The following is a 26,478-nucleotide window of genomic DNA, read 5'->3' on the forward strand; positions in this document are numbered from 1 at the left end:
AGCATCGCCTTGCGACGATCGCCGAAGCCCGGTGCCTTGACCGCTGCGACCTTCAGGCCGCCGCGCAGCTTGTTGACGACGAGCGTGGCCAGAGCCTCACCCTCGATGTCCTCGGCAATGATCAGGAGCGGACGGCCCGACTGGACGACGGCTTCCAGGATCGGGAGCATCGCCTGCAGGTTCGACAGCTTCTTCTCGTGGATCAGGATGTACGGGTCGTTGAGTTCGACCGTCATCTTCTCCGGGTTCGTGATGAAGTAGGGCGACAGATAGCCGCGGTCGAACTGCATGCCCTCGACGACGTCCAGCTCGAACTCGAGGCCCTTGGCCTCCTCGACGGTGATGACGCCTTCCTTGCCGACCTTTTCCATGGCCTCGGCGATCTTCTCGCCGACTTCACGGTCGCCGTTCGCCGAGATGATGCCGACCTGGGCAACTTCCTGGCTGCCCGAGACGGGCTTCGAGCGCGACTTGATGTCCTCGGTCACCTTGGCGACGGCGATGTCGATGCCGCGCTTCAGGTCCATCGGGTTCATGCCGGCCGCGACCGACTTCATGCCCTCGCGGACGATCGCCTGGGCCAGGACGGTCGCGGTGGTGGTGCCGTCACCGGCAATGTCGTTGGTCTTCGACGCCACTTCGCGCACCATCTGGGCGCCCATATTCTCGAACTTGTCCTTGAGTTCGATTTCCTTGGCGACCGAAACGCCGTCCTTGGTGATGCGAGGCGCACCGAACGACTTGTCGATCACGACGTTGCGGCCCTTGGGGCCCAGCGTGACCTTGACGGCATCGGCGAGGATGTCGACGCCCTTCATGATGCGCTCACGCGCGTCGCGCGAAAACTTGACTTCCTTGGCTGCCATGGTGGCTACCCTTTCAATCTGGAATGGTCAGAAAAACGGGAGAAGGATCAGGCTCAGCCGATGACGCCGAGAATGTCCGATTCCTTCATGATCAGCAGGTCTTCACCGTTGACCTTCACCTCGGTGCCCGACCACTTGCCGAACAGGATGCGGTCGCCGGCCTTGACGTCCAGCGGGGTGACCTTGCCGTCTTCGGCCTTCGCGCCCGAACCGGCGGCGACGACCTCGCCCTCCTGGGGCTTTTCCTTGGCGGTATCCGGGATGATGATCCCGCCAGCCGTCTTTTCCTCGGCCTCGACGCGACGGACGAGAACGCGGTCGTGCAACGGACGAAAGTTCATTGCCATGTCCCTTTATCTGGCATGTTACACTTTTCTGGCACTCGAGCCATGCGAGTGCCAACGCGACGGATATGTGAACGGCCATTCAGACCGTCAACGCCCTGCCCCAAAAAATTTCGGCGAGCCGCCCCGAAAGCGGGAACAAATTCGGCGCGCAGGGCTGCGTATTGGCACGCTAACACGGACCATTGCCGAGCCCTCGCGGCTGGGCTAGCCATGGTGCATGACCGACGCCCGCGCCGACGCCCTTCCGCCCGCCTCCCCGCTCGACCAGGATTTCAGCCGCCCGGGGCGCAAGCCCGGCAAGCGGAGCGGCTGGCGGCTGGTGCGCGGCGCGTGGAAGCTGCTGGTCGGCATCAAGGACCTGCTGGTCCTGGTTGCGATGCTCCTGTTCTTCGGGCTGATCTTCGCCGCGCTCAACGCGCGTCCGGGGACCAAGGCGATTAGCGACGGCGCGCTGCTCCTGAAGCTGGACGGCCCGATCGTCGAACAGCCCGAGACGATCGCGCCGCTCGCGCTGCTGTCGGGTGGCGGCGATACGCCGCGCCAGTACCGCCTGCGCGACGTGGTGCGCGCGATCGACACGGCGAAGGACGACAGCCGCGTCAAGGTGCTGGTCCTCGATCTCGATTCCTTCGGCGGCGCCTATCCGGCATCGCTTCAGGAAGTGGGCGAGGCGATGGCCCGCTTCCGCAAGGGCGGCAAGCCGATCCTGACCTATGCGACCGCCTATACCGACGGCGCGTATCGCCTGGCGGCCAATGCCAGCGAAATCTGGGTCAATCCGCTGGGCGGCACGATCTTCACCGGGCCGGGCGGCAACCAGCTCTATTATAAGGGCCTGATCGACAAGCTGGGCATCACCACCCATGTCTACCGCGTCGGCAAGTTCAAGTCGTTCGTCGAGCCCTATATCCGCGCCGACCAGAGCCCGGACGCCCGCGCCGCGTCGCAGGCGCTGTACGGCACGCTGTTCGCCCAGTGGCGCGAGGCGGTAGCCAAGGCCCGGCCCAAGGCGCAGATCGACGCCTTCCTGTCGCAGCCCGACCGCGCGATCCTGGCCTCGAACGGCAACATCGCCGAGGCCAATGTGAAGGCCGGCCTGGTCGACAAGCTGGGCGACCGCCTTGCCTTCGGCAAGCGCGTGGCCGAGATTGCGGGTGCCGAGGCGAACAAGCCCGTCGGCTCGTTCCGCACCATCTCCTACGCCTCCTGGGTCCGCGCCAATCCGCTGCCGAGCAAGGGCGACGCGATCGGCGTGCTGACCATCGCGGGCGACATCGTCGACGGTGAGGCCGGCCCCGGCACGGCGGCGGGCGACACGATTTCCAAGGCGCTGCTCGACGGCCTGGCCAAGAAGAACCTGAAGGCGCTGGTCGTCCGCGTCGCCTCGCCCGGCGGATCGGTGCTGGCGTCCGAACAGATCCGGCAGGCGATCCTGGAGGCCAAGCGGCAGAAGCTGCCGGTCGTCGTCTCGATGGGCGGCCTGGCCGCTTCGGGCGGATATTGGGTGTCGACGCCGGGCGACGTGATCTTTGCCGAGCCGGGCACGATCACCGGCTCGATCGGTATCTTCGGCATCATCCCGACCTTCGAGAACACGCTGGCCAAGATCGGCATCACCACCGATGGCGTGAAGACGACGCCGCTGACCGGCCAGCCCGACATCTATGGCGGCACGACGCCGATGCTCGACACCATCCTGCAGGCCGGGATCGAGAATGGCTATCGCCAGTTCCTGACCCGCGTGGCCGAATCACGCCACATGACGCCCGAAAAGGTCGACACCATCGCGCAAGGCCGCGTCTGGGACGGCGGCACCGCGCACCAGATCGGCCTGGTCGACAAATTCGGCAACCTGTCCGACGCGATTGCCGAGGCGGCCCGCCGCGCCAAGCTGGACCCGGCCAAGGTCCATGCCGAATATCTGGAGAAGAAGCCCGGCTTCGCCGCCTTCCTGGCCGAAGGGTTTGAGGGCGACGATGACGGCCAGCAGGGCAACGACGTCTTCGCCATCGCCGCCGCCGAACGCCGCGCGGTCCTCGCCCGCGCGCTGGGCGATGTGGCACGGCTGGCCAAGGGCGGCTCGGTCCAGGCGCGGTGCCTGGAATGCGGCGGGCTGGGTCCGATGGCCAAGGCGGGCGACCAGCGCCTGCTCGACCTGCTGATCGCCAAGCTGGAGCTGTAAAGGGGCGAATGGGCCCTCCCCTCCGTTCAGCCTGAGCGAAGTCGAAGGCCAAGGGATTCCCTCCCCGCCGTTCGCGCTGAACGAAGTCGAAGCGCATGGGAAGCCCGCGTCGATAGGGTGGAACCTGGCCTTCGACTTCGCTCAGGCTGAACGTTGGTTGGAATTATGGCGCTTCCTGACGGTGCACGGGAATCGGCACTTCCCGAACCGCCGCCGAGCGCGCTAGGCAGATCCCATCGCTTCCGGAGACCTGACCCCGCATGATCGCCATCCGCGCCGCCCGCCCCGAAGACGCCGCCGCCATTGCCGCCATCTATGCCCCGCATGTCCTGGCGGGCGTCGTCTCGTTCGAGACTCAGGCGCCCGATGCCGACACGATGCGCGGGCGGATGGAGGGCGCGGACGGCCTCTATCCCTGGATCGTCGCGACGCTTTCGGACGAACAGGGCCATGAGGAAGGCGTGATCGGCTATGCCTATGCCGCCCGTTTCCGCGAGCGCGAGGCCTATCGCTGGGTGGTGGAGACCACCATCTATGTCGCCGACGTGTCGCAGCGTTCGGGCATCGGGCGCCTGCTCTACGAGGCGCTGGTCGATACGCTGACCGCGCAAGGCTTCACCCAGGCGATGGGGGTGATCGCGCTGCCCAATGACGGCTCGATCAAGCTGCACGAAGCGGTCGGTTTCCGCCGCGCGGGCGTTTTTCGCGAGGTCGGGCACAAGCATGGCCGCTGGATCGACGTCGGCTATTGGCAGCGCGAACTCGCCCAGCCCGCACCCCATCCCGCCGAGCCGAAGCGTTTCGCGGAGGTGGGCGTGGTCCGCGATCCGGTGGCGGTGAAGCACCGGTGAGCCGCGGGCGGTGCGGCGGGACCAGTGCCCCGCCGCCCCTCTTCAGCGAAATACGAAGAACGACCCGCCCGGCTTCCAGTTGATCCGCTTGATCCACACCGATGCGGCGGGTTGGCCGTCCGGCCCGATCGCGGGCCGGAACTTCGCCCGCTTGGTCGCCGCCTCGCACGTCGCATCCTGAAAGGCCTTGTCGCCGCCCGACTTCGTGACCTCGCATTTCTGCACGCCGCCATCCGTCCCAACGAGCAAGCGGATGATGACCGCGCCGCCCAGCCCCATCCGGCTCAGGCCCGCCGGATAATCATCGGGCCGGAACCAGCGCAACGGACTTTCCAGCGGCTCCGGCCCGCTCTTCAACTGCCGCTGCTGGACGGGATCGAGTCCCCACGAGGTGATGAGATCGTCGAAGCATTTGTCCAGCGCGGCCAGCGGTCCTTTCATCGACCCCAGATCCAGCCGGACGGCATAGCGCCTGACGAAATTGATGCCCAACATGGTCGGCCGACCCGCCGCCACGTCACTACGCAATGCCTTGGGAAGATCGACATCGGGGCGGAAGCGGAGCGAACCCGGCACCTTGCCCGTGCCGGCAAAGCCCTGCGCCTGGATACCGGGCACCTCGGCCACGGTCGACGTGGCCACCGATACCGGGCCATTGTCATCGGTGGCGGGAATATGCGGCCCGGCCAGGGCCATCTCCAGCTGGTCGTGAAGGTCGTACCGGCTGAGCTGAAGCAGCATCTGCTCGGGCCCCTCGCCGAAGGCGCGCCTCAGGCGGCATTCGGTCGGGGCGTAATCGACTTCCCATTTGGATGATGGGGCCAGCGGCGGCTTCGGCTCGGCGGCCGAAAGCATCGACGGTGCGATCACCTCGATCACCAAGGCCGATGCGGCCAGGAACAATGCTGCCCGAACGTACATGAACATCCCCAGACACAAGACCGGCCCCATATGGTCGCCCGGCGGTCAAGACTGGCATGGGCGGGGCGATATCCCAAGGACAATATGGCGCATCGGTCTCCGACCGTTCACATCCCATCGCCACTCCGACCATCAAAGGCTTGGCTTTGCCCCCCGGCTTTGTCTAACGCCGTCGTGAAGCCCCACCGGGCACGTCAAGGAAGGAACAGGCATCATGGCTGCCGACTGGTCGACGATCGAATCGCTCCCGCAAACCCCGCTTCTCGATCTTTTCGCGAATGATCCCAACCGGCTGGCCTCGCTCAGCTTGGACGTCGCGGGCATCCATTTCGACTGGTCGAAGACGCACCTGACGCCGGAGGCGGTCGCCGCCTTCGCCGAACTCGCCAAGGCCAAGGGGCTGGCCGCCAAGCGCGACGCGCTGTTCGGCGGCGAAGTCGTCAACGTCACCGAAGGCCGCGCGGTCGAGCACACCGCCGAGCGCGGCGAGGGCAAGGCCGAGAGCGTCGCCACCGCCCGCCAGTCGCACGCCCGGATGCGCGCGCTGATCGACGCGATCGAGGCGGAGGCGCTGGGCCCCATCCGCCATGTCCTGCATATCGGCATCGGCGGCTCGGCGCTGGGCCCCGACCTGCTGGTCGATGCGCTGGGCCGCGACAGCGACCGTTACGACGTCGCGATCGTGTCGAACGTCGACGGCATGGCGCTGGAGGAGGTGTTCAAGCGCTTCGATCCCGCCGCGACCCTGCTGGTCGTCGCGTCCAAGACCTTCACCACGACCGAGACGATGCTCAACGCCACCTCGGCGCTGCAATGGATGACCGAGCATGGCGTCGAGGATCCCTATGGCCGCGTCATCGCGCTGACCGCCAACCCGGCCAAGGCGGTCGAATGGGGCGTGGACGAGACGCGCATCCTGCCCTTCGCCGAGTCGGTCGGCGGCCGCTATTCGCTCTGGTCGACGATCGGCTTCCCCGCAGCACTCGGCCTCGGCTGGGATGCGTTCGAGGAACTGCTGGAGGGCGCGGCCGAGATGGACCGCCATTTCCGCCTGACCGACCTCAGCCAGAACGCCCCCGCGCTCGCCGCCTTTGCCGACCTCTATTATACCCAGGTCCGTCATGCCGAGACGCGCGCGCCCTTCGCCTATGACGAGCGCCTGCGCCTGCTGCCCTCCTATCTCCAGCAGCTGGAGATGGAGTCGAACGGCAAGGGCGTGACCGTCGACGGCCAGCCCGTCGGCCGTCCGACCGCCGCGATCACCTGGGGCGGGGTCGGCACCGACGCGCAACATGCCGTGTTCCAGCTGCTCCACCAGGGCACGCATCTGGTGCCGGTCGAATTCATCGCCGTCATCGAGCCGGGCGATGTGCTGAGCGACGAACATCACCGGCAGTTGCTGCTCAACGCCTTTGCGCAGGGTGCCGCGCTGATGAAGGGCAAGACGGTCGACGATCCTGCGCGCAGCTATTCGGGCGACCGGCCGTCCTCGACCATCCTGCTCGACACGCTCGACCCGCGCACGCTGGGCGCGCTGATCGCCTTTTACGAACACCGCGTGTTCGTGAACGGCGTGCTGCTGGGCATCAACAGCTTCGACCAGTTCGGCGTCGAGCTGGGCAAGGAAATGGCCAAGGCCGCCGACCAGGGCGGACAGGATTTCGACCCCTCGACCGAGGACCTGATCAAGCGGGCGTTTGGGTAACTCAATCCTCCCCGCTCGCGGGGAGGTGGCAGGCCGCTAGGCCTGACGGAGGGGGGCGTTCCACAAAGGACATCCTTCGTGGAACGCCCCCTCCACCATGCTGCGCATGGTCCCCCTCCCCGTACCGGGGAGGATCATAATGAATTCCGATCACTGTCAGGGGGACGCTGAACTTGGCTCGGCGTCCCCCATTATGCTTTTAAGGGGCGAGCGCCCCATTCCCCGGAGAAACCCTTCCCATGGCTGAGTATGACTATGACCTTTTCGTCATCGGCGCGGGCTCCGGCGGCACGCGTGCCTCGCGCGTCGCGGCGGCGCATGGCGCACGCGTGGCGGTGGCCGAAGAATATCGCGTCGGCGGCACCTGTGTCATCCGGGGCTGCGTGCCGAAGAAGCTGCTCGTCTACGGCGCGCATTTCGCCGAAGACCTGAAGGACGCGCGCCGCTTCGGCTGGCAGGTGCCCAGCGACTGCGAGTTTTCATGGAAGACGCTGCGCGACAATGTGCTGGCCGAGGTCGACCGGCTGAACGGCGCCTATAAGAAGACGCTGGAAAGCCACAAGGTCGAGATCATCGACCAGCGCGCGACCGTCACCGGGCCGCACAGCGTCCGCCTGGCCGACGGGACCGAGAAGACCGCCGAGCGCATCCTGATCGCGGTCGGTGCGCATCCCGCCATCCCATCCTGCCCCGGCCATGAATATGGCATCACCTCTAACGAGGCCTTCCTTCTCGACGCGATCCCCAAGCGCGTCCTGATCGCCGGCGCAGGCTATATCGCCAACGAATTTGCGGGCGTCTTCCACCAGTTCGGCGCGCACGTCACGCTGATCAACCGCAGCAAGGAGATCCTGCGCGGCTATGACCTGACGATCCGCGACCGGCTGCTCCAGATTTCGATGATGAAGGGGATCGAATTCCGCTTCGACGCGACCTTCGAGGGGATCGAGAAGATGGAGGATGGCTGCCTGAAGGTGTCCATGTCCAATCACGAGCCGATCGTCGTCGACCTGGTCATGTTCGCGACCGGCCGGATGCCCAATACGCACGGCCTGGGGCTGGAAACGGCGGGCGTCGCGCTGGACGATCATGGCGCGATCAAGGTGGACGAGGAAAATCGCTCGACTTGCCCCAGCATCTATGCGGTCGGCGACGTGACCAACCGCGTCCAGCTGACCCCCGTCGCGATCCGCGAGGGACAGGCCTTTGCCGACACGGTGTTCGGCGGCAAGCCGACGCGCGTCGATTATGACTGCATCCCCGCCGCCGTGTTCAGCCACCCGCCGATGGCGGGCGTCGGCCTGACCGAGGCGCAGGCGCGCCAGACCCTGGGATCGGTGCAGGTCTATACCTCCGACTTCCGCCCGATGAAGAATGTCCTGGCGGGCCGCGAGGAGCGCTCGCTCTACAAGATGGTGTGCGACGGCGACACCGGCCGCGTGGTCGGGCTGCACATGATCGGCCCCGACGTGCCCGAAATCCTGCAGGCCGCCGCAATTGCGGTGAAGGCCGGGCTGACCAAGGCGCAGTTCGACGCCACCGTCGCGCTCCATCCCACCATGGCCGAAGAACTGGTCCTGATGCGCTAGGATCCGATCCGCCCCCCCCAACCTGCCCCTCATCTGTACCGGAGGGGGGCAGGCAAGGCGGTCCGCCCCATTTTTCCTATCGCAATAAACATTGTTGCGGTTTATGATTTGTTGAACAAGCTGACCTAGACCGCAGGTCATAAACAGGGCCGATTCGGACAGGATGCCATCATGAACAATCAGACCGTGACGTTCGAACAGGTCATCGCCTTCGCCCGCGCCGCCATGGAAGGCGCCGACGCGCTGAACCTGCCGCTGGCGGGCAATCATATCGCCGCAGGCCTCGACATGCTGCGCGCCGCGCAGGAAAAGATCGACGCCTGCGGGGTGACCGCCTGAGCCGCCTACCCGGCCGGGTCTAGTCGGCTTCGGCCGTTCCATCGTCCAGCGCGGTGGCACGGTGATGGGCGGGGCGGTCGTCCAGCCGCCCGATATAGGCCATGATCGCCTCGGTCTTCGAGATCAGCCCGAACTGGGTGAACCACATCAGCTGCGATCCGACATAGACATCGGCGGCAGTAAACCGATTCCCGGCGACATAGGGGGTCTGCGCCACCGCGTCGCCGATGACCCCGACCGCGCGGTCGAAATCGCCATAGCCCGCCATCCGCTGCTGCTCCGGCGTCGGCGTCACGCCCATGGCGCGGTTGGTGGCGGCGGCCTCCAGCGGGCCCGCACCGAAGAACAGCCAGCGATAATAGGCCGCCCGCTCGGCAGGTAGCGGCGCCAGTTCGGCATCGGGAAAGGCCTCGGCCAGATAGGCGCAGATCGCCGCCGTCTCGGTGACCACCTGCCCCCGATGGACGATCGCAGGCACCTTCATCATCGGATTGATCGCCCGGTAATCCGCGGCGACCATCGTCGTGCCATAGTCCAGGACGACCGTATCATAAGCGGCGCCGGTCTCCTCCAGCATCCAGCGCGCGATGCGCCCCCGCGACCGGGGATTGGTGTAGAGCGTCAGGTCGGCGGTCATGTTGTCCTCCCAATGTCAGCCAATGGTCTCACGCCCGGTCGAGATACCGGTGCAGGAAACGAGTCGTTCGGTCCCAGGCCTGCCCCGCCGCCGCCGCGTCATAGCGCGCCGCCGCGCTGTCATTGTTAAAGGCATGGTCGACGCCCGGATAGGTAAAGGCCTCGACCGGCCGCCCGGCCGCCTTGAGCGCCGCGACCCAGGGTTCGCCGGTCGCGTTCACCCGCGCATCCTTGCCCGCATAATGGAGCATCAGGGGGGCGCGTACCTTCACGGCCTCGGACGGATCGGGCGCGGGGCCGTAATAGGCGACGCCCGCCGCCAAAGCCGGTCCCGCTGCGACGGCCAACCGGTTGACGAACGCCCCGCCCCAGCAAAAGCCGACCACCCCGACCTTGCCCGTGCCGCTCCTGTCGGCGGCGGCATGCGCCATCATCGCCTGAGCCTGTTTCAGCGCCAGATCATAGTCGAGCGAACCGATCAGCGTGCGCGCCTTGTCCTCGTCCGGCGGCGTGCCCCCTTGCGGTGCGAGCAGATCGGGGGCGATAGCGTGGAAGCCCGACAGCGCCAGCCGCCGCGCGACATCCTCGATATGCGGGGTCAGCCCGCGATTCTCATGGATGACCAGCACGGTGCCCAGGCGTTTCCGGCTGGCCTTGGGGGTCGCAATATAAGCGGCCGAGCGCGCGCCCGCCTCCATCCCCTCGCGCCGGTCGATGCGCAGTCGCGCGTCATGCGGATCGGTGATCGCCGCCGCAGCCGGGCTGGCGGCGATGCCCAGAATCAGCGCCTCGGCCGCCGCCGCCGATCCGGCCAGCGCGGTCATCTGGCGCAGCAGTGTCCGCCGGTCGTGATGCTCATGGGTGAAGGCGTCGTAGATCCGGACGGCCCGGTCGTGCAGCGCATCGGTCGGGGGGATATCGGTCATGCGGGCATCCTCCACTCATGGTCGCGGGTCCGGCATCGGCGCCGGTATTTTTGCGATCCTGATGGCGAGCTTAGTGGGGTGCGAGGGTTGGAGCTAGGGGTGAATGGATGGGGTCGGGACGTGGCCTTCGACTTCGCTCAGGCTGAACGGAATGAGGGGGGTACGCTCCTTCACTCTTAACGCGTAAAACCCACCCCAACCTCCGTTCACGCTGAGCGAAGTCGAAGCGCACGGAATGGCGCCCGCCTCCCAACAAAAAGGCCACCCCCTTTCGGAGATGGCCCTTTTGTCAGCTTTGCTGGAAGATCACGCCCCCAGCGGGCTCGGCGATCCGAACGGCCCCGTGCCGCGCCGCGTCTTCGGGATCGAGGTCCCCGCCTTGGCGATCGGCATCGCCTTGGCTTTGGGATCGTCGCGACCGATATCGTCACCCGCAATCAGCTTCTTGATCTCGTCGCCCGACAGCGTCTCATATTCCAGCAGCGCACCCGCCAGCAGATGGAGCTGGTCGACATGCTCGGTCAGGACGTGCTTGGCGCGGTGCAGGCCGCCCTCGACGATCGACTTGATCTCGTCGTCGATCAGCTGTGCGGTCTGGTTGGACATGCGCACCGGCTGGCTGGACGAGTAACCCAGGAAGCTCTCGCCCTCGGGCTGGGCATATTCGACCGGTCCGACCTTGTCCGACATGCCCCATTTCGTGACCATGTCGCGCGCCAGACCCGTGGCGTACTGGATGTCGCCGCTCGCGCCGCTCGACACCTTGTCGTAACCGAAGATGATCTCCTCGGCGACGCGACCGCCCATGGCCACCGCCAGGTTCGCATACATCTTATCGCGGTGATAGCTGTACGAGTCGCGTTCCGGCAGGCGCATCACCATGCCCAGCGCACGGCCGCGCGGGATGATCGTCGCCTTGTGGATCGGGTCCGACGCCGGTTCGTGCAGTGCGATGATCGCATGGCCCGCCTCGTGATAGGCGGTCATCCGCTTCTCGTCCTCGGTCATGACCATCGAGCGGCGCTCGGCGCCCATCATGACCTTGTCCTTGGCCTCCTCGAACTCGGCATTGGCGACCAGCCGCTTACCCTTGCGCGCCGCCATCAGCGCGGCCTCGTTGACCAGATTGGCCAGGTCTGCGCCCGAGAAGCCCGGCGTGCCCCGCGCGATGACGCGAGCGTCGACGTCGGGCGCCAGCGGCACCTTCTTCATATGGACTTCGAGGATCTTCACGCGGCCGTCGATATCCGGGCGCGGCACCACGACCTGGCGGTCGAAGCGGCCCGGACGCAGCAGCGCGGGGTCGAGCACGTCGGGGCGGTTGGTCGCGGCGATGATGATGATGCCTTCATTGGCCTCGAAACCATCCATCTCGACCAGCAGCTGGTTCAGCGTCTGCTCGCGCTCGTCATTGCCATTGCCGAGACCGGCACCACGATGACGGCCGACCGCGTCGATTTCGTCGATGAAGACGATGCACGGCGCCGACTTCTTGGCCTGCTCGAACATGTCGCGCACGCGGCTCGCGCCGACGCCGACGAACATCTCGACGAAGTCCGAACCCGAAATGGTGAAGAAGGGCACGCCCGCCTCGCCTGCGATCGCGCGGGCGAGCAGGGTCTTGCCGGTGCCGGGCGAGCCGACCAGCAGCGCGCCCTTCGGGATCTTGCCACCCAGCCGGGCGAACTTCGACGGATCCTTCAGGAACTCGACGATTTCCTGCAACTCTTCGCGGGCTTCGTCGATGCCGGCCACATCGTCGAAGGTCACCTTGCCTTCCTTCTGGGTCAGCATCCGCGCACGGCTCTTGCCGAAGCCCATCGCCCCGCTCGCGCCGCCGCCCTTCTGCATCTGGCGCAGCACGAAGAAGGCGATGCCGATGAACAGCAGGAACGGCAGCGAATTATAGAGCATCAACATCCAGATCGACGGCCCTTCCTCGCTCTTGGCGGTGAAGGTCACGCCCTTCTGGCGCAGGCGCGGGATCAGCTGCGAATCGGGGACCGGCGTGGTGCGGAACTTCTCGCCCGACGACAGCTGGCCGGTGATCGAGTCGCGCGAGATCGTCGCGGTCTTGACCGTGCCTTCGTCCACCTTGTCCAGGAAGGTCGAATATTCGATCTGGTTGCCGCTCTGCGCGGTCGAGCCCGCACCCGACAGGCTGACGAACAGGGCGAGCGCCATCAGGATGCCCACCCAGATCAACAGGCTCTTCATCCAGGGGTTGCCGCCCCCATTGGGATCGGGGCTCTGCTGCTTGTCGTTGTCGTTCATCGGTGCCGGATACCTTTCAGCCTCCAAGATAGGCATGACGAGGTTAATGGCAATGGAACAAGACCGATCATTGTGATCGGTGAGATGCGATCCTTTCCAAGCCGTATTTGAGAAGGATCGCGATGTTTAGCCCGTCTTGCGCGGCGGTGCGGGGCGGAAGCGCCAGACGCCGGAACGGACGCTGCCGATCACGCCCGCCTGGGTCGCGCGGCTCCCTTGCATCAGCGCGTCGAGCAGCTTCTCGATATTGCTCGCCTCGCTCCAGGCGGGGGCTTCGATCCCCGCCGCCCGGCGCACCGTGCCGATCGCGCGCCGCACCAGCCGCCGCCCCAGTTCGCGCGGCAGGTCGGCGGCCTGGATACGGACATTGTCGCCCTCGACCTGCGCCCGCTCCTGCCACAGCCAATCGACGGTCGCGCGCAGATCGCCGTCCGCCTCGGCCAGCTGCGCCGCCGCACGCGCCAGTTGCGCGACGCCCAGCCATTCATGGCCGTCCAGCAGCTGGCGGAACCGGGTGCGGTCGTGGCGCGGATCGTGATTGGCGGGATCGTCGACAAAGGGCGCCTCGGCCCGGCGGACGATCTGGCGCAGCTCGGCCCGGCGCCAGTCGAGCAGCGGGCGCAGCACGACCGCATCGGCGATCACGGTCCGCGCGCGCACCCCGGACAGGCCCGACAATCCCGACCCGCGTGCCGCGCGCATCAGAAAAGTCTCCGCCTGATCGTCGGCATGATGGGCGGTCAGGATCGCCGCCGCACCCATCGCCTTCGCCTGAGCGGCCAGCAGGGCGTAGCGGGCGTCGCGCGCCTGGGACTGGATGCTCGCGCCCTCGATCGGCGTCGCGGGGCGCAGGGCATGATGCGGCACGCCCAGCTTCGCACAATGCCCGGCGACCATCCGTACCTCGTCGGCGGCCTCGGGACGCAGGCCATGGTCGACCGTCGCCACCGCGATCCGCCCCGGCAGCGCCGCCGCCGCCAAGGTCAGCATCGCCATGCTGTCGGGCCCACCCGATACGGCGAGCAGCAATGGCCCAAGCGAGGATTGCGGATCGAAAAGAAGCGTCAGGTCGGCGGCGAAGCGCGCGATCTGATCGTCGGCCGTGGCATCGGTGGCCATGATGCTCTCAAAACTGGTCAGGGATGCGCCCGCTCTGGCCCTTCCGGGGAGCGCGCGCAAGGGGTTTTGCGCCGGTTGGCCGGTCTGCGGGCGGGTCTAGGGCCGATCGACATTCATGAGGCTTGTCCCTTCCCTCGCCCCTGGACAGGGGAAAGGGTTAGCGAAGCTTGCCAGTTTACTGGCTAGCGCAGCTTGGGTGAGGGGTCGAGCGAGCCCGAAGGGCTCGCGCGCTCGGTCCCCGAGCGCCCACCCCTCACCCAGCTCCGACTAGGCCTTTGCTCTCGCAAAGACCAAGTCTGCGCAACCCTCTCCCCTCAGAGAGGGGCGAGGGAAAGAACGGGCGATCCTGAAAGCGATCCGGCGCCAAATCCTCCCCTTGCGGGGAGGAGCGGCTTTACTGGCACTTGGCGCCGGTGCGTCCTGCAGCGATCTGCGCCTTCATCGCGGCGGACAGCTTGGCGCCATACACGTCGCTCAGCTCGTCATAGACCTTGCAGGCATCGGCAGGCTTGTTGAGCTTGGTCAGCGCCTGGCCCAGATAGAGAAGGCTCTCCGGCGCGCGCTCACCGTCCGGGAATTTCTTGTAATTCTCATAGAATGCCATCGAGGCCAGGCTGGGCTTGCCCGAGTCGAGATAGGTACGACCCAGCAGATTCTGCGCATAGCTGGCACGGCGGCTCTTGGGATAGTCGGCGACGACCTTCTTCAGCGCCGCTTCCGCCTCTGGGTAACGCTTGGCCTGCCACAGGCGATAGCCGTAGAGATAGGCGTCCTCGGCCGCATCGCCCGTCGACGGCTTCTCGACCACCGCACCAGCGGCCGCAGGGGACGCCGCAGCGGTGTCGCCGGTGACGACGGAGGGTGCCGCAGGCGTCTTGACGGGGCGCGTCGGGGTCGCGGCAGGCGCGGACGTGTCGAGCGGCGCGCTCTGGCCGGCGGGCGCGATCGGTGCAGGGCCTGCTTCCAGCGCCTTCAGCCGGGCCTCGGTCGCGCGCTTATAGGCGTCGAACTGGTCCTGAAGCTGGCGGGTGCGATAGCCATTCTGCTCGATCTGGCCGGTCAGCCCGGCCATCTGCTCCTCGAGCGAGGTGACGCGCGAGGTCAGGTCGGTCAGCGCGCTGGAGGCGGGGACGCCCGGCGCCTGGGCCTGGGTCTGGGGCGCGGTGATCTCGGGCTGGACATAGCCGCCCGCGCCGCCGGGGAAGACCTTGCGCTGCACGGCGCGCATCTCGCTTTCCAGCTTGGTGACGCGGCCCTCGACATTGGACTGGGCCATGGCGGCGGTCGGCAGGATCATCACGGCCGCGACCCCGGCCAGCAACAGGTTACGCATCGGTTTCACCCCCGGTGGGCTGATTGTTGAAGCGACAGGCCATGGTACATGCCCCGTCCCGGCTGTCTCCAGCCTTAAAATACAGGGATTGCCTACAGATCGGCGGGCGCCGTAGCGGCCGGGGTCGGTGACGCGGCCGGAGCAGGCGCGGCGGTCGTGGTGCCACCCGTATCGCCCCGGCTTTCCTCTGTGCGCCGTGCCGGACGCTCGCGCGACGTGCTGCGGGCAGCGGGCGTCGGCGCCCCGGCGAGCACCGGGGCGCCCGACAGGCGCGCGGCGATCGCCTGCGGGTTCAGCGGCACGTCCTTGATCGCGCGCGATCCGTCGCCCAGCGGCGGGATCGGCTTGCCGTCCAGCGTCACGCTCAGCTTGTCGGGGCGGCCGACATTGAGCAGCGGCCCCTTGGCCGTGGCGGGCACCTCATAGCTTTCGCCGGGCTTCAGCGTGCCCATCTTCAGCGTGACATTATCCGCGTCATAGACGCGCAGCCAGACATCGCCGTTGGCGGTCAGCACGACCTTGCCCGCCGCGACCGGAGTCGGGCTGGGTGCAGGTGCGGGCGCAGCGCCGGTCGCATTGGCGAGCGGGGTCGCAGCGGGCACGTCCTGCGCGGTGCGATCGCGGCGGAACAGGTCGGTGCCGTACCAGAGCCCGGCGATGATCAGCAAAGCCAGCGCGAGGCCGACGCCCACGATCGCCAGCCCACGGGGCGGCACGCGGGCGGGATCGGCGATATCCTGCGGCACATATTCGGTGACGCGGCGACCGAACCGGTCGACATCGGCGCGCACCGCCTGCGCGATCGCGACCTCGTCCGCGCCGACCGCGCGGGCATAGGCCTTGGCGAAGCCGACCGCATAGGTCGCCGAAGGCAGGCTCTGATAATCGGAGGCCTCGATCGCCGCGAGATGACGGCTGGGGATGCGCGTCCGCGCACCGATATCGCCCAGAGAAAGCCCCTGCGCCTCACGCGCCGCGCGCAGGACGTCACCGGCGCGGGCAGGTGCCGCCGGTGCGGCATCGTGGCCGGGATTGACCTCGTCCATTCTCAACTCCGAAGTGACCATGGCCCACCCCATGATCGCGGTCGTTCTTTCAGAGCCCCGTGCTCAAGTCAACGCGAACCCCCGACCTATATCAGGCCAATTCGACACCGTTCGTCGCAGCCCAGGCACCAAGCGCCCCGCGCATGTCGCGGACGGGATTGGCCAGCAGCCTTTCCATCTCGGCGGTGATGCCCGCACGGTCGAGCGAGCGGATCATCGCCTTGACCGGACCGACCGCCGCCGGGGTGATGGACAGCCGGTCGAGGCCCAGCCCGATCAGTGCCATCGCCTCCAGCGGCCGCCCGCCCATTTCGCCGCACACGCCCACCGGCACGCCCGCCGCGCGCGCCGGCTCGACCACCCGGCGCATGAAGCGCAGGATCGACGGGCTGAGCCAGTCGTAACGCTCGGCCAGCTTGGGGTTCGCGCGATCGGCGGCGAACAGGAACTGGGTCAGGTCGTTGGTGCCGATCGACAGGAAATCGACGTTCGGCAGGATCAGGTCGAGCTGCTCGGCCAGCGCCGGCACTTCCAGCATCGCGCCATAGCGCACGTCGAGCGGCAGGCGGCGTCCGCGCTTCCCGAGCCAGGCGCGCTGCGCCTCGAACAAGGCCTTGGCCTCATCGAACTCCCACGCCTCCGACACCATCGGGAACATGATGTGGAGCGTGCGCCCCGACCCCGCCTCGATCAGCGCGCGCGCCTGCGCCTTCATCAGGCCGTCGCGCTCCAGCGCCAGGCGCAGCGCGCGCCAGCCCATCGCCGGGTTCTCCTCGTCGCCCGCCTCGGTATTGAGATAGGGCAGCGCCTTGTCGCCGCCGATGTCGATGGTGCGGAACACCACCGGCCGGTCGCCCGCCGCCTCCATCACGTCGCGGTACAGCCGCTGCTGCCGCTCGCGCTGCGGCAGGGTGGCGGATACCAGGAACTGGAATTCGGTGCGGAACAAGCCGATCCCGTCCGCCCCCGTCGTATCGAGGGCGGCGGCATCGTCGCGAAGCCCCGCATTGACCATCAGGGTGACGCGGTGGCCGTCCTTCGTCACCGGCGGCACATCGCGCAGCGCCGCAAAGGCCGCGCGCCGCTTCTGACGTAGCGCCAGCTTGGCCTCGAACGCTTCCTCCATCGCCGACGAGGGGCGCACCAGCACGCTGCCCTCGGTCACGTCGAGCAGCAGCTGGTCGCCGTCAGCGATCTGGCGGCGCACATCGCTGACCCGGCCCAGCACCGGCACGCCCATCGCGCGCGCGACGATGATGACATGCGCGGTCAGCGATCCTTCCTCCAGGATCACGCCCTTCAGCCGCCGCCGGTCATATTCCAGCAGTTCGGCGGGGCCCAGGTTGCGCGCGATCAGGATCGTGTCCTGGCGCAGGCCCAGCTGCGCCGCCGTGCCCATCTGACCCGACACGATGCGCAGCAGCCGGTTGGAGAGGTCCTCCAGATCGTGCATCCGGTCGGCGAGCAGCGGATCGTCGATCTGGCGCATCCGCTGGCGCGTGCGCTGCTGCACCCGCTCGATCGCCGCCTCGGCGGTCAGGCCGCTGTCGATCGCCTCGTTGATGCGGCGCGCCCAGCCCTCGTCATAGGCGAACATCTTATAGGTCTCGATGACCTCGACATGCTCGCCCGCGACGCCGAACTCGGCCTCGCGCGCCATGCGGTCGATCTGCTCGCGCATCTTGTCGAACGCGGCATAGACGCGGCGCCGCTCGGCATCGATGTCCTCGGCGACCGTGTGTTCGACGACGATGCGCGGCTGGTGATAGACGGCAAAGCCGCTGCCCATGCCGTCGACCAGCTTCTGGCCGCCCAGCCGGATCGTCGCGGTCATCTGGGGTCGCGCACCGGCGGCGCCCGCCGCGTCGATCAGCCCGGCATTGGCGATCAGCTCGGACAGGACCATCGCGACGGTCTGCAGCGCCTCGATCTCGACATCGGCATATTTGCGCGGCTCGCTATGCTGCACCGCCAGCACGCCCACCGCCCGTTCGCGCCGGATGATCGGCACGCCCGCAAAGCTGTGGAACCGGTCCTCGCCCGTCTCGGGCTTGTAGGCGAAGTCGGGGTGGCTGGCCGCTTCGTCCAGGTTCAGCACCTCGACATCCTCGGCGATGGTGCCCACCAGCCCCTCACCCAGCGCCAGCTTGGTGACGTGCACCGCCTCCTCGGCGAGCCCACGCGTCGCGAACAGCTCCAGCACGCCTTCGCGGAGCAGATAGATGGAACAGACCTCGCTCCCGATCGCCTCGCCGATGATCTGAACCACCTGGTTCAGCTTGGCTTGGGCGGGCGTGCGCGACGCCATCACGTCGTGGAGGCGGACGAGGATCTCGCGGGCGGATGCGGCGGCCGAAACGGGCATGGCGACAGGGCTAACAGACCCGGTGCGCAAGTGTCATGCCCTAATATCGCAGCGGGGGTATTTCCTGGGGCGAGGCCGGGGCCACCGGATGATCGGTAACCCCGGCCTCGGCCTCGGCCTCGGCCGCGTCGTTCAGTCGCGCCGCGCCAGGCCGATCAGGGTCGGCGCGTCGATGGTGAACTTGAAGCCGAAGACCAGCGCGTTGGGGATGTTGGTCCGACGGAAGGGCAGCCCGGTCTGGTCGGGATGCAGGATATACTGGACGTTGGGCGAGATACGGACGGCCGGGCCGATCTGCGCGCCGTAGGCCAGCTCCATCATATACTGGTTGCGCCGGATGTTCGCATCGCCTCCAGCTGCCACCCGCGCCGCACGCATCCGCGCCATCGCGAGGTCGGAGAAGCTCTGCTGGTTGATGACGAAGCCGATCGTGTCCTGGTCGCGGCCCGGGACCGTACCGGTCTGGAGCAGGCCCAGCTCCAGGAAGTGCCGCTCCTCGACGCGCCCCGACAGGTTGGTCATCGCGACGCCGAACACGCCGAGCCCACGATGCGAGTTCATGTCCGGCCGGGTCAGCATCTGGTCGAACCGCGCATAGATGCCGCTGCGCCCCTTCAGCGTCGCCGCCGGACGCCCGCTCAGGATCGCGACGCCGCCCCGGTCGTCGCGCAGCGGATCGGCATAGTCGCCCCGGTCGACCCAGCCGCCCAGGATATAATGGCGCGGCAGCCGGTCGGTCTGATAGTCCGATGCATAGCCCAGTTCATAGGGCACGATGAAGCCGGTGCCGCCCTTGAAGCTCAGGCTGAAGCCATTGTCGTCGGCACGCTTGCGGTTGGGATTGACCTCATAGATGCCCGCATGGGCGAACCAGTGGTCGGCCACCGTCACCTTGGCTTTGGCCATCCAGCTCGACGCCGGGAAATAGGTGAAGTTGCTGTTCTTGAAGACGAAGGTCGGATTGCCGCAGGCCGAGTTCGTCTGGAAGTTACAGTAATAGGGCGAGTTCAGGAAGTGGATGTTCGCCTGGCTCTTGCCCGCCTCGATATCGAGCGCGCCGTCGAACAGCTTCTGCTCCCAGGTCAAGATGGCGAGATGGGTGTTCTGGGTGCCCCAGACTTCCTGGACCGAGGTGTTGTTGCCGATCGCGATCTGCGACAGGCTCTGGCCGTGGCGATTGGTGATCGCCAGGTGCAGGCCGCCGCCCGAAATCCCGGCGATCTTCTCGAAGTCGAGATCGGCGCCGACATAGATCTGCCCGGTATAGGCCGCCTTCTGCGCAAAGCCGCCGGTCGCATTGGCGGCCGCCTCGCCGGTATAGCTCAGCGCCAGGGTGATGCCGTCATCGGCCAGCGGCTGATAAGTCTCGACGCCCTTCTTCTTCTGCCCCAGGACCACCGGCACCGTCTTCGTCGCCTGTTGCGACACCTGCGGCGCCGCCGGGCCGGACGCCGTCGGCGCAGCCGCCGTCGGTACGTCCTCGGCCTGTGCACCAGACGCAGCCACTCCCATGCCCAACGCGGCAAGCGCCGCGAGGCTCTTCATTCCAGCCATGAACCTTCCCCTCCTGGAAAATACCGCGCCCCGCGGACGGGGCGGGACGATCAGCCCTGCGCCACCGGGCGCTTCACCATTCCGACCAGCAATGCGCTGACCACGACCCCCGCCACGAGCGCCCCGACATAGGCGGCCAGATGCGTGACCGCGCCGGGGATCGGCAGGACGAAGATGCCGCCATGCGGCACGCGCAGCTCGACGCCCGCGACCATCGAGATCGCGCCCGTGATCGCCGAGCCCGCCATCAGCGACGGGATCACCCGGAGCGGATCGCGCGCCGCGAACGGGATCGCCCCCTCACTGATGAAGGCCAGGCCCAGCACCGCCGCCGCCGCGCCCGCCTCGCGCTCGTCCGCCGTGAAGCGGTTGGCGAACAGCCGCGTCGCCAGCGCGATGGCGAGCGGCGGGGTCATGCCCGCCGCCATGGTCGCCGCCATCGGCGTATAGACCTGCGACGCGACCAGCCCGACCGAGAAGGCATAGGCGGCCTTGTTGACCGGGCCGCCCATGTCGAACGCCATCATGCCGCCCAGGATCAGGCCCAGCAGCACCGCATTCGACCCCTGCATCCCGCGCAGCCATTCAGTCAGGAAGGACAGCACCGCCGCCACCGGCGTGCCGACCGCATAGATCATCAGCAACCCGGTCAGCAGCGTGCCGAGCAGCGGCAGGATCAGGACGGGCTTCAGGCCCTGGAGATTCTTGGGCAGGCGGATGACGCGGTTGAGCGCATCCACGCCATAGCCCGCGATGAAGCCCGCCACGATGCCGCCCAGAAAGCCCGCGCCCAGGCTGCTCGCCAGCATCCCGCCGATCATGCCGGGCGCGATGCCGGGCCGGTCCGCGACCGAATAGGCGATGTATCCGGCCAGCGCCGGGACCATCAGCGCAAAGCCGCCCTTGGCACCGATGGTGAACAGCGCATAGGCCAGCGTGCCCTTCGCCGCTTCGTCATTGGCGTGGATGCCGCCCAGCGCGAAGGCGAGCGCGATCAGAAGGCCGCCCGCCACCACGAAGGGCAGCATGAACGACACACCGGTCATCAGATGCTTGTACGGCCCGGCGCGTTCGGTCGCCGCGCTGGCGGACGAAGCACTGGCCTCGCCGCCTTGCGCCTTGGCCTCGGCCAACGCCTTTTCGATCAGCGCCGCGCCGCCGGTGATGGCAGGCTTGGTGCTGCTGACCAGCACCCGCTTGCCCGCGAAGCGCGCCCGGTCGACCTCGCGATCGGCGGCGATCACCACCACATCGGCCTCGGCGATCTGCTCGGGCGTCAGGGGATTGCCCGCGCCGACCGATCCTTGTGTCTCGACATGGATGTCATAGCCGAGCTGCCGCGCGCCTTCCTGCAGGCCCTCGGCCGCCATGAAAGTGTGCGCGATGCCGGTGGGGCAGGATGTGATCGCGACGATCTTGCGGGTCGCCGCGACGGCCTTGCCGCCCATATCCAGCGCGGCGGCCGGATCGGCGAGCACCGCCTCCAGCGTCAGCAGCCGATCGGCGCGCGCGCGGGTTGCCGCATCGGCGCTGCCCTCGGCCCCGACGAACAACAGCCGGTCGCCGTCCCCGGCCGATACCGGATTGACCACGCCCTGTGCGGTGCGCAGCTCGATCTCGATCGGCTGACCCGTATCGCGCGCCGCGCGGCGCAGCGCCTCGCCCGCCAGGACGCCGGTGACACCCGCGTCCCCGGCGTCGACGATCGCCAATAGCCTCTTCATGAATCCTCTCCCACCCTATGCGGGCCGGTGATCCCGGCTCCGCTGATCGTGACTTGCGCCGCCAGCGCGTCGATGGTTGCGAGGTCCGGCAGATGCGGACCCGGCCGTCCCAGCTTGGCGACGGCAAAGGCGGTCGACAGCCGCGCGATCCGCTCCAGCCCGGCGCCCTCGGCGATTCCGGCGGCCAGCCCGGCGACCATCGCATCGCCCGCGCCCACCGTGCTGGCGAGCGGCCCGGCGGGCAGATGTGCGACCAGCGCGCCTTCCGCCGACACGAACAGCGCGCCCTCCCCGCCCATCGACACGACCACCAGCGCCACGCCGCGCCGGTGCAGCGCGGTTGCGCAGGCGACGACATCCGCCATGGTCTCCAGCGCGGTGTCCGCCCAGGCGGCCAGCTCGCGGCGGTTGGGCTTGACGATCATCGGCAACACATCGGCGCGCAGCGCGTGGGTCAGCGGCGCGCCGCTGGTATCCAGCAGCACGCGGGCGCCCCGCGCGGTCAGCGTCGCGACCATCTGGGCATAGATGATCGGGTCGCATCCGGGCGGCACGCTGCCCGACAGCACGATCAGCGCGTCGTCGGCCGCGAAGTCCGCCACAGCCTCCGTCACCGCCGCGACATCGGCATCGCCGACCACGGGGCCGCTCATATTGATGTCGGTGGTGTCAATGTCGTCGACGATCTTCATGTTAACGCGCGTGTCGCCGTCCACCCGCACGAAGCGGTCGTCGATCGCCTTGTCCGCGAACAGCGCCTCGAACAGGGTCGCATTGCCCTCACCCAGCAGCCCGAAGACGCTGACCGACGCGCCCCAGTCGGCGAGGCAGCTGGCGACGTTGACGCCCTTGCCGCCCGCATCCTGACGGATCGAGCGGGCGCGGTGGACTTCGCCCGGGACCAACCTGTCGAGCGTGATCGTCTGGTCGATGGCTGGGTTGAAGGTGACGGTGGCGATCCGCATCATGCCGCACTCCGTTCGCGCAGCTCGGCGACCGGCGCGACATCGAGCGCACGGACATCGGCGGGGCTCTCCATCGTCAGCGCACGCGCGGCGAGCGCCTGAAGTGCGGGCAGCTCGCTGGCCCGCAGCCGCGCCTTGACGGCGGGCAGGTCGCGCGGCGTCATCGACAATTCGGTGACGCCCAGCCCGGTCAGCAGCGCCGCGCCGAACGGATCGCCCGCCAGCCCGCCGCAAACCCCGACCCAGCGATCATGCTGCCGCGCGCCCTCCACCGTCATCGCGATCAGCCGCAGGACCGCCGGGTGCATCGAGTCCGCCTCGCTCGCCAGTTCCGGATTCTGCCGGTCGATGGCGAGCGCATATTGCGTCAGGTCGTTGGTCCCGACCGAGAAGAAATCGGCGTGCTTCGCTAGGACATGGGCCTGGACGGCGGCGGCGGGCACCTCGATCATGATACCGACCGGCACGACCGGCGCGTCCAGCGACACGCGTATCGCCTCGCACCGCTCCCGCAACGTCACGAGTTCGGCAACCGAGGTGATCATCGGGAACATGATCGACAGGTCGCCACCATCCTTGGCGGCGCGGTAGAGCGCGCGCAGCTGCGGCTCCAGCAGATCGGGGCGGCGCAGCAGCAGTCGCGCACCACGCACGCCCAGAAAGGGGTTCTCCTCCTTCGGCAGATGCAGGTGCGGCACCTGCTTGTCGCCACCGATATCGAGCGTGCGGACGATCAGCGGACGGCCACCCAGCGCGTCGATCATCGCGCGATAGACGTCGTACTGCTCGTCCTCGCTGGGGCTGTCGCCACGTTCGAGGAACAGGAATTCGGTACGCATCAGGCCGACGCCCTCGCCGCCCTGCGCCAGCGCCTCGGCCACCTGGTCGGGGCGGTTCACATTTGCGGCGATCGCCATGCCATGGCCGTCGCGGGTGATGGCGGGGCGGCTGCGCTCGGCCTCTTCGGCGGCGCGGCGCGCGGCGATCGCGGCGATCCAGTCGCGCGCGGAGGCCAGGTCGGCCTCGGACGGATCGAGCCAGACCCGGCCGGTATCGCCATCGACGATCGCGACCGTGCCTGCTGCCTGCGACAACAGCTCCGCGCCCGCCGCCACGACCGAGGGCAGGCCGAGCGTGCGCGCCAGGATCGCGCTGTGCGAGGTCGGGCCGCCCAGCGCGGTGGCGATGCCCGCGACGCGGTTGGTGTCGAGCGCGGCGGTATCGGACGGCGCCAGATCGCCCGCGACCAGGATGCACGGCTCCTCCGGCAAATCGTCGAGCGTGCCGAGCCCCAGGCCGGGGTCGATCTGCGCCAGCACGCGGCGACCGATATCGCGAAGATCGGCCGAACGCGCGGCGAGCACCGGATTGCCCAGCGCCGACAGCTGCCCCGCCATCCGCTCGATCGCCTGATGCCAGGCCCAGGCGACACCATGCCCCTCGACCATCAGCTGGCAGGTGAGCGTGATCAGGTCCGTATCGTCGAGCAGCCCCGCCTGCGCCTTGAAGATCGCCGCATCGCCCGCACCCAGCCGGCGGGTGGTGTCGTCGATCAGCCCCTGCATCTGCGCGCGCGTGCGGACCAGCGCGCCCTCCAGCAGGGTGCCGCCGGTCGCCAGGTCGACGGGATGGTCGACCACTTCCAGTTCGGCCGAGGCCAGGACATGGACCGTGCCGATCGCCAGCCCCGGGCTGGCCGCGACGCCGGCGATCATCGCGGGCGTGCCGACGGGCTTCCAACCCTGGACGGGCACGGCGTCGGCGGCCTTTTGCGCGGCACGTGCCGCCTCGGCCTTTTCCCGGCTGCTCAGGCGAGAAATGGTCCCATGAAAGCTGTCGAGCGCGCCGCGCGCGCCGGGACCGGAAGCCGAAATGGTGACGGCATCCCCGGCCTTCAGCCCGAGTTGCAGCAGCGCGACCAGGCTGCGCGGATCGGCGGTTTCCGCGCCGTGCCGGACGCGAAGCGCCACCGGCAGTGCCTTGGCCGCTTCCGACCAGGCGGCGGCGGGACGGGCGTGCAGGCCGGTCGGATAATCGACCGTCCATGTCACCCGCTCGTCCAGATCGTCGGCGGCCAGGCCGCTGCGGTCCTGCGCGGTCGCATCATCCTGAAGCGCCGCGACGATCAGCGCCGGATCGCCGGTCGTCGCCAGCTGGTGCAGCCGCGCCTCGTCCTGGATCAGGCGGGTCAGGCGACGCAGGATCGCGATATGGCTGTCCGAACTGGCGGCGATACCGACGACCAGATGCGCGACCTGGCCGGGATTCCATTCGATTCCGTCGACGAATTGCAGGACCGCGATCCCGTCGCGCCGGACCAGCCCCTTGTCCTCGCCAAGACCATGCGGGATCGCCACGCCCGAGCCGAGGAACGTGTTCGCCACGCCCTCGCGCGCGATCATGCTCTCCTCATAACCCGCACCGACACAGCCAGCCGCCACGAGCAGCTGGCCCGCCTGGCGGATCGCGTCCGTCTTGTCGGTCGCCATGGCCGCGAGCCGGATCAGCTCCGGGCGGATGACAGAGGTTGGGGCGTGGGTGGACATGTCTTTCTGGCCTCTCCGGCGCGAATCTACTCTTCGCTTATGCTGCTAGAAAACGTTTTCTCAAATCGAAGTCAATAGCGCTTGCCAGAAATCGTACGGACGGGCATTAGCGAGAGAACAGCGATGTCAGATCGCGCCGCGGAGAGGAGAGAACGTTTTCCATGACGGTCGGTATCAAGGACGTGGCGCGCGTCGCCAATGTCTCCACCGCCACGGTATCGCGTGTGCTCGGCGGCCGCAATGTCGACGAGGCGATGCGTGACCGCGTTCTCGCGGCGGTGCGCTCGACCGGCTATCGGCCGAACCTCGCGGCCCGGCGGCTGCGGTCGCGGCACACCAACACGATCGGGCTGATCGTCGCGGATATCCGCAACCCCTTCTTCACCGCCGTTTCCCGCACCATCGAGAACCTGGCCTATGCCCGCGGCCTGCGGGTGATCCTGTGCAACACGGACGAGGATCCCACGCGTGAGGCCATGTACCTGCAACTGATGCAGGAGGAACGCGTCACCGGCGTCATCCTGGCCCCCACGCGACAGGGCCTGGCAACGCTGGCCAAGACGAAGCCCGATTATCCCATGATCCTGATCGACCGCGCCACGCCCGGCATCGCGCATGACTGCGTCGTGCTCGACAATGCGGCGATGGCCGCGATCCTGGTCGAGCATCTCCATGCCCGCGGCTTCCGCCGGATCGCCGGGCTGTTCGGCGCCTCCAGCAGCACCGGCGAGGAACGGCGCGCAGGCTTCGAGGCGGCGGCGCAGCGTCTGGACCTAGCGGCCGAGGCGGTCGCCGTCCCGCATGGCGATGGCGAGGTCGCGCGGATCGTGACCGACCTGCTCGCCCGGCCCGACCGGCCCGAGGCGCTGGTCGCCAGCAACGGCCTGGCCCTGATGGCGGTGCTGCGCACGCTCCACGGGCTCGGCCTGTCGGTGCCGGGCGACATGGCGCTGGCCGGATTCGACAATGAGGGATGGATGGACCTGGTCGGCGGCGGCCTGTCGGTGATCGAACAGCCGATCGAGGAGATCGGTCGCACCGCCATGGCGATGCTGGTCGACCGGCTCGACCATGCCGATGCCGCGGTTCGCAAGGTCGTACTCGCCGGGCGGCTGGTCGCCCGCGGCTCGAGCGAACCGGTCGCCTCGAACACCACCGCTTTCTTTCCCTCCACCGAGCCTGGAGCCTGA

20 protein-coding genes are annotated in these 26,478 nt (G+C 68.0%); 6 read left to right on the forward strand and 14 right to left on the reverse strand.

The genetic code is table 11. The features are described from left to right. A partial coding sequence (groEL, locus tag QZ546_RS14605) for a chaperonin GroEL (protein WP_294239031.1) occupies nucleotides 1–866 on the reverse strand: 866 nt, incomplete at its 3' end. 53 nt (nucleotides 867–919) lie between these two features. Continuing rightward, the gene (gene groES, locus QZ546_RS14610; RefSeq protein ID WP_294239034.1) at nucleotides 920–1,207 is read right to left on the reverse strand and encodes a co-chaperone GroES; all 288 of its coding nucleotides are present in this window, start codon (nucleotides 1,205–1,207) and stop codon (nucleotides 920–922) included. Nucleotides 1,208–1,430: 223 nt separating this feature from the next. Here groES and sppA point away from each other — a divergent pair, with 223 nt between their 5' ends. Next, nucleotides 1,431–3,395, forward strand: a complete 1,965-nt coding sequence (gene sppA / locus QZ546_RS14615) for a signal peptide peptidase SppA (protein WP_294239038.1) — start codon at nucleotides 1,431–1,433, stop codon at nucleotides 3,393–3,395. Nucleotides 3,396–3,655: 260 nt separating this feature from the next. Then, nucleotides 3,656–4,246 carry a GNAT family N-acetyltransferase gene (locus QZ546_RS14620; protein ID WP_294239040.1) on the forward strand — a complete coding sequence of 197 codons (591 nt, stop codon included), beginning with the start codon at nucleotides 3,656–3,658 and terminating at the stop codon, nucleotides 4,244–4,246. Nucleotides 4,247–4,288: 42 nt separating this feature from the next. On the opposite strand, the gene QZ546_RS14625 is transcribed toward QZ546_RS14620, so the two are convergent. Next, on the reverse strand, nucleotides 4,289–5,167 hold the full coding sequence (locus QZ546_RS14625; protein WP_294239042.1) for an energy transducer TonB: 879 nt from the start codon (nucleotides 5,165–5,167) through the stop codon (nucleotides 4,289–4,291). 214 nt (nucleotides 5,168–5,381) lie between these two features. Here QZ546_RS14625 and pgi point away from each other — a divergent pair, with 214 nt between their 5' ends. The 3 genes from pgi to QZ546_RS14640 all read left to right on the forward strand — a co-directional run bounded on the left by pgi (nucleotide 5,382) and on the right by QZ546_RS14640 (nucleotide 8,800). Next, entirely contained in the window at nucleotides 5,382–6,872 is a 1,491-nt protein-coding gene (gene pgi / locus QZ546_RS14630; protein WP_294239045.1) for a glucose-6-phosphate isomerase, read from the forward strand. Nucleotides 6,873–7,111: 239 nt separating this feature from the next. After that, nucleotides 7,112–8,461 (forward strand): glutathione-disulfide reductase, encoded by a 1,350-nt coding sequence (gor, locus tag QZ546_RS14635; RefSeq protein ID WP_294239046.1) that lies wholly within the window; start codon nucleotides 7,112–7,114, stop codon nucleotides 8,459–8,461. 171 nt (nucleotides 8,462–8,632) lie between these two features. Further along, nucleotides 8,633–8,800, forward strand: coding sequence for a hypothetical protein (locus tag QZ546_RS14640; RefSeq protein ID WP_294239049.1), 168 nt, complete (start codon nucleotides 8,633–8,635; stop codon nucleotides 8,798–8,800). A 19-nt stretch (nucleotides 8,801–8,819) separates the two neighbouring features. On the opposite strand, the gene QZ546_RS14645 is transcribed toward QZ546_RS14640, so the two are convergent. The 11 genes from QZ546_RS14645 to ptsP (QZ546_RS14695) all read right to left on the reverse strand — a co-directional run bounded on the left by QZ546_RS14645 (nucleotide 8,820) and on the right by ptsP (QZ546_RS14695) (nucleotide 25,288). Next, nucleotides 8,820–9,437, reverse strand: coding sequence for a glutathione S-transferase family protein (locus QZ546_RS14645; protein WP_294239053.1), 618 nt, complete (start codon nucleotides 9,435–9,437; stop codon nucleotides 8,820–8,822). Nucleotides 9,438–9,465: 28 nt separating this feature from the next. After that, the gene (locus tag QZ546_RS14650; protein WP_294239056.1) at nucleotides 9,466–10,362 is read right to left on the reverse strand and encodes a dienelactone hydrolase family protein; all 897 of its coding nucleotides are present in this window, start codon (nucleotides 10,360–10,362) and stop codon (nucleotides 9,466–9,468) included. A gap of 306 nt (nucleotides 10,363–10,668) precedes the next feature. After that, entirely contained in the window at nucleotides 10,669–12,636 is a 1,968-nt protein-coding gene (gene ftsH / locus QZ546_RS14655; RefSeq protein ID WP_294239059.1) for an ATP-dependent zinc metalloprotease FtsH, read from the reverse strand. A gap of 126 nt (nucleotides 12,637–12,762) precedes the next feature. Beyond that, entirely contained in the window at nucleotides 12,763–13,755 is a 993-nt protein-coding gene (tilS, locus tag QZ546_RS14660; protein WP_294239062.1) for a tRNA lysidine(34) synthetase TilS, read from the reverse strand. Nucleotides 13,756–14,149: 394 nt separating this feature from the next. Further along, nucleotides 14,150–15,088 carry a tetratricopeptide repeat protein gene (locus tag QZ546_RS14665; protein WP_294239067.1) on the reverse strand — a complete coding sequence of 313 codons (939 nt, stop codon included), beginning with the start codon at nucleotides 15,086–15,088 and terminating at the stop codon, nucleotides 14,150–14,152. 92 nt (nucleotides 15,089–15,180) lie between these two features. Continuing rightward, a complete protein-coding gene (locus QZ546_RS14670; protein WP_294239071.1) occupies nucleotides 15,181–16,134 on the reverse strand; it encodes a helix-turn-helix domain-containing protein in 954 nt (317 codons plus the stop codon). 91 nt (nucleotides 16,135–16,225) lie between these two features. Next, on the reverse strand, nucleotides 16,226–18,499 hold the full coding sequence (ptsP, locus tag QZ546_RS14675) for a phosphoenolpyruvate--protein phosphotransferase (RefSeq protein WP_294239075.1): 2,274 nt from the start codon (nucleotides 18,497–18,499) through the stop codon (nucleotides 16,226–16,228). Nucleotides 18,500–18,631: 132 nt separating this feature from the next. Further along, the gene (locus QZ546_RS14680; RefSeq protein WP_294239187.1) at nucleotides 18,632–20,044 is read right to left on the reverse strand and encodes a carbohydrate porin; all 1,413 of its coding nucleotides are present in this window, start codon (nucleotides 20,042–20,044) and stop codon (nucleotides 18,632–18,634) included. 59 nt (nucleotides 20,045–20,103) lie between these two features. After that, a complete protein-coding gene (locus tag QZ546_RS14685; protein WP_294239078.1) occupies nucleotides 20,104–21,777 on the reverse strand; it encodes a PTS fructose transporter subunit IIC in 1,674 nt (557 codons plus the stop codon). Next, entirely contained in the window at nucleotides 21,774–22,742 is a 969-nt protein-coding gene (pfkB, locus tag QZ546_RS14690; protein WP_294239190.1) for a 1-phosphofructokinase, read from the reverse strand. Before pfkB ends, QZ546_RS14685 begins: the two co-directional genes overlap by 4 nt. Next, on the reverse strand, nucleotides 22,742–25,288 hold the full coding sequence (ptsP, locus tag QZ546_RS14695; protein ID WP_294239080.1) for a phosphoenolpyruvate--protein phosphotransferase: 2,547 nt from the start codon (nucleotides 25,286–25,288) through the stop codon (nucleotides 22,742–22,744). The genes pfkB and ptsP (QZ546_RS14695) overlap by 1 nt, the downstream gene beginning before the upstream one ends. Nucleotides 25,289–25,449: 161 nt before the next feature. Between ptsP (QZ546_RS14695) and QZ546_RS14700 the strand changes: the two genes are divergently transcribed. Beyond that, a complete protein-coding gene (locus tag QZ546_RS14700) occupies nucleotides 25,450–26,478 on the forward strand; it encodes a LacI family DNA-binding transcriptional regulator (RefSeq protein WP_294239081.1) in 1,029 nt (342 codons plus the stop codon).

Origin of the sequence: uncultured Sphingomonas sp. (genome assembly GCF_913062585.1) — a bacterium.
GTDB lineage: Bacteria > Pseudomonadota > Alphaproteobacteria > Sphingomonadales > Sphingomonadaceae > Sphingomonas.

What these genes read in the sequence shown, in the direction of transcription:
- groES (WP_294239034.1), bottom strand. Translation starts at nt 1,207, where the DNA reads ATGAACTTTCGTCCGTTGCACGACCGCGTTCTCGTCCGTCGCGTCGAG.
- sppA (WP_294239038.1), top strand. Translation starts at nt 1,431, where the DNA reads ATGACCGACGCCCGCGCCGACGCCCTTCCGCCCGCCTCCCCGCTCGAC.
- QZ546_RS14620 (WP_294239040.1), top strand. Translation starts at nt 3,656, where the DNA reads ATGATCGCCATCCGCGCCGCCCGCCCCGAAGACGCCGCCGCCATTGCC.
- QZ546_RS14625 (WP_294239042.1), bottom strand. Translation starts at nt 5,167, where the DNA reads ATGTACGTTCGGGCAGCATTGTTCCTGGCCGCATCGGCCTTGGTGATC.
- pgi (WP_294239045.1), top strand. Translation starts at nt 5,382, where the DNA reads ATGGCTGCCGACTGGTCGACGATCGAATCGCTCCCGCAAACCCCGCTT.
- gor (WP_294239046.1), top strand. Translation starts at nt 7,112, where the DNA reads ATGGCTGAGTATGACTATGACCTTTTCGTCATCGGCGCGGGCTCCGGC.
- QZ546_RS14640 (WP_294239049.1), top strand. Translation starts at nt 8,633, where the DNA reads ATGAACAATCAGACCGTGACGTTCGAACAGGTCATCGCCTTCGCCCGC.
- QZ546_RS14645 (WP_294239053.1), bottom strand. Translation starts at nt 9,437, where the DNA reads ATGACCGCCGACCTGACGCTCTACACCAATCCCCGGTCGCGGGGGCGC.
- QZ546_RS14650 (WP_294239056.1), bottom strand. Translation starts at nt 10,362, where the DNA reads ATGACCGATATCCCCCCGACCGATGCGCTGCACGACCGGGCCGTCCGG.
- ftsH (WP_294239059.1), bottom strand. Translation starts at nt 12,636, where the DNA reads ATGAACGACAACGACAAGCAGCAGAGCCCCGATCCCAATGGGGGCGGC.
- tilS (WP_294239062.1), bottom strand. Translation starts at nt 13,755, where the DNA reads ATGGCCACCGATGCCACGGCCGACGATCAGATCGCGCGCTTCGCCGCC.
- QZ546_RS14665 (WP_294239067.1), bottom strand. Translation starts at nt 15,088, where the DNA reads ATGCGTAACCTGTTGCTGGCCGGGGTCGCGGCCGTGATGATCCTGCCG.
- QZ546_RS14670 (WP_294239071.1), bottom strand. Translation starts at nt 16,134, where the DNA reads ATGGACGAGGTCAATCCCGGCCACGATGCCGCACCGGCGGCACCTGCC.
- ptsP (WP_294239075.1), bottom strand. Translation starts at nt 18,499, where the DNA reads ATGCCCGTTTCGGCCGCCGCATCCGCCCGCGAGATCCTCGTCCGCCTC.
- QZ546_RS14680 (WP_294239187.1), bottom strand. Translation starts at nt 20,044, where the DNA reads ATGAAGAGCCTCGCGGCGCTTGCCGCGTTGGGCATGGGAGTGGCTGCG.
- QZ546_RS14685 (WP_294239078.1), bottom strand. Translation starts at nt 21,777, where the DNA reads ATGAAGAGGCTATTGGCGATCGTCGACGCCGGGGACGCGGGTGTCACC.
- pfkB (WP_294239190.1), bottom strand. Translation starts at nt 22,742, where the DNA reads ATGCGGATCGCCACCGTCACCTTCAACCCAGCCATCGACCAGACGATC.
- ptsP (WP_294239080.1), bottom strand. Translation starts at nt 25,288, where the DNA reads ATGTCCACCCACGCCCCAACCTCTGTCATCCGCCCGGAGCTGATCCGG.
- QZ546_RS14700 (WP_294239081.1), top strand. Translation starts at nt 25,450, where the DNA reads ATGACGGTCGGTATCAAGGACGTGGCGCGCGTCGCCAATGTCTCCACC.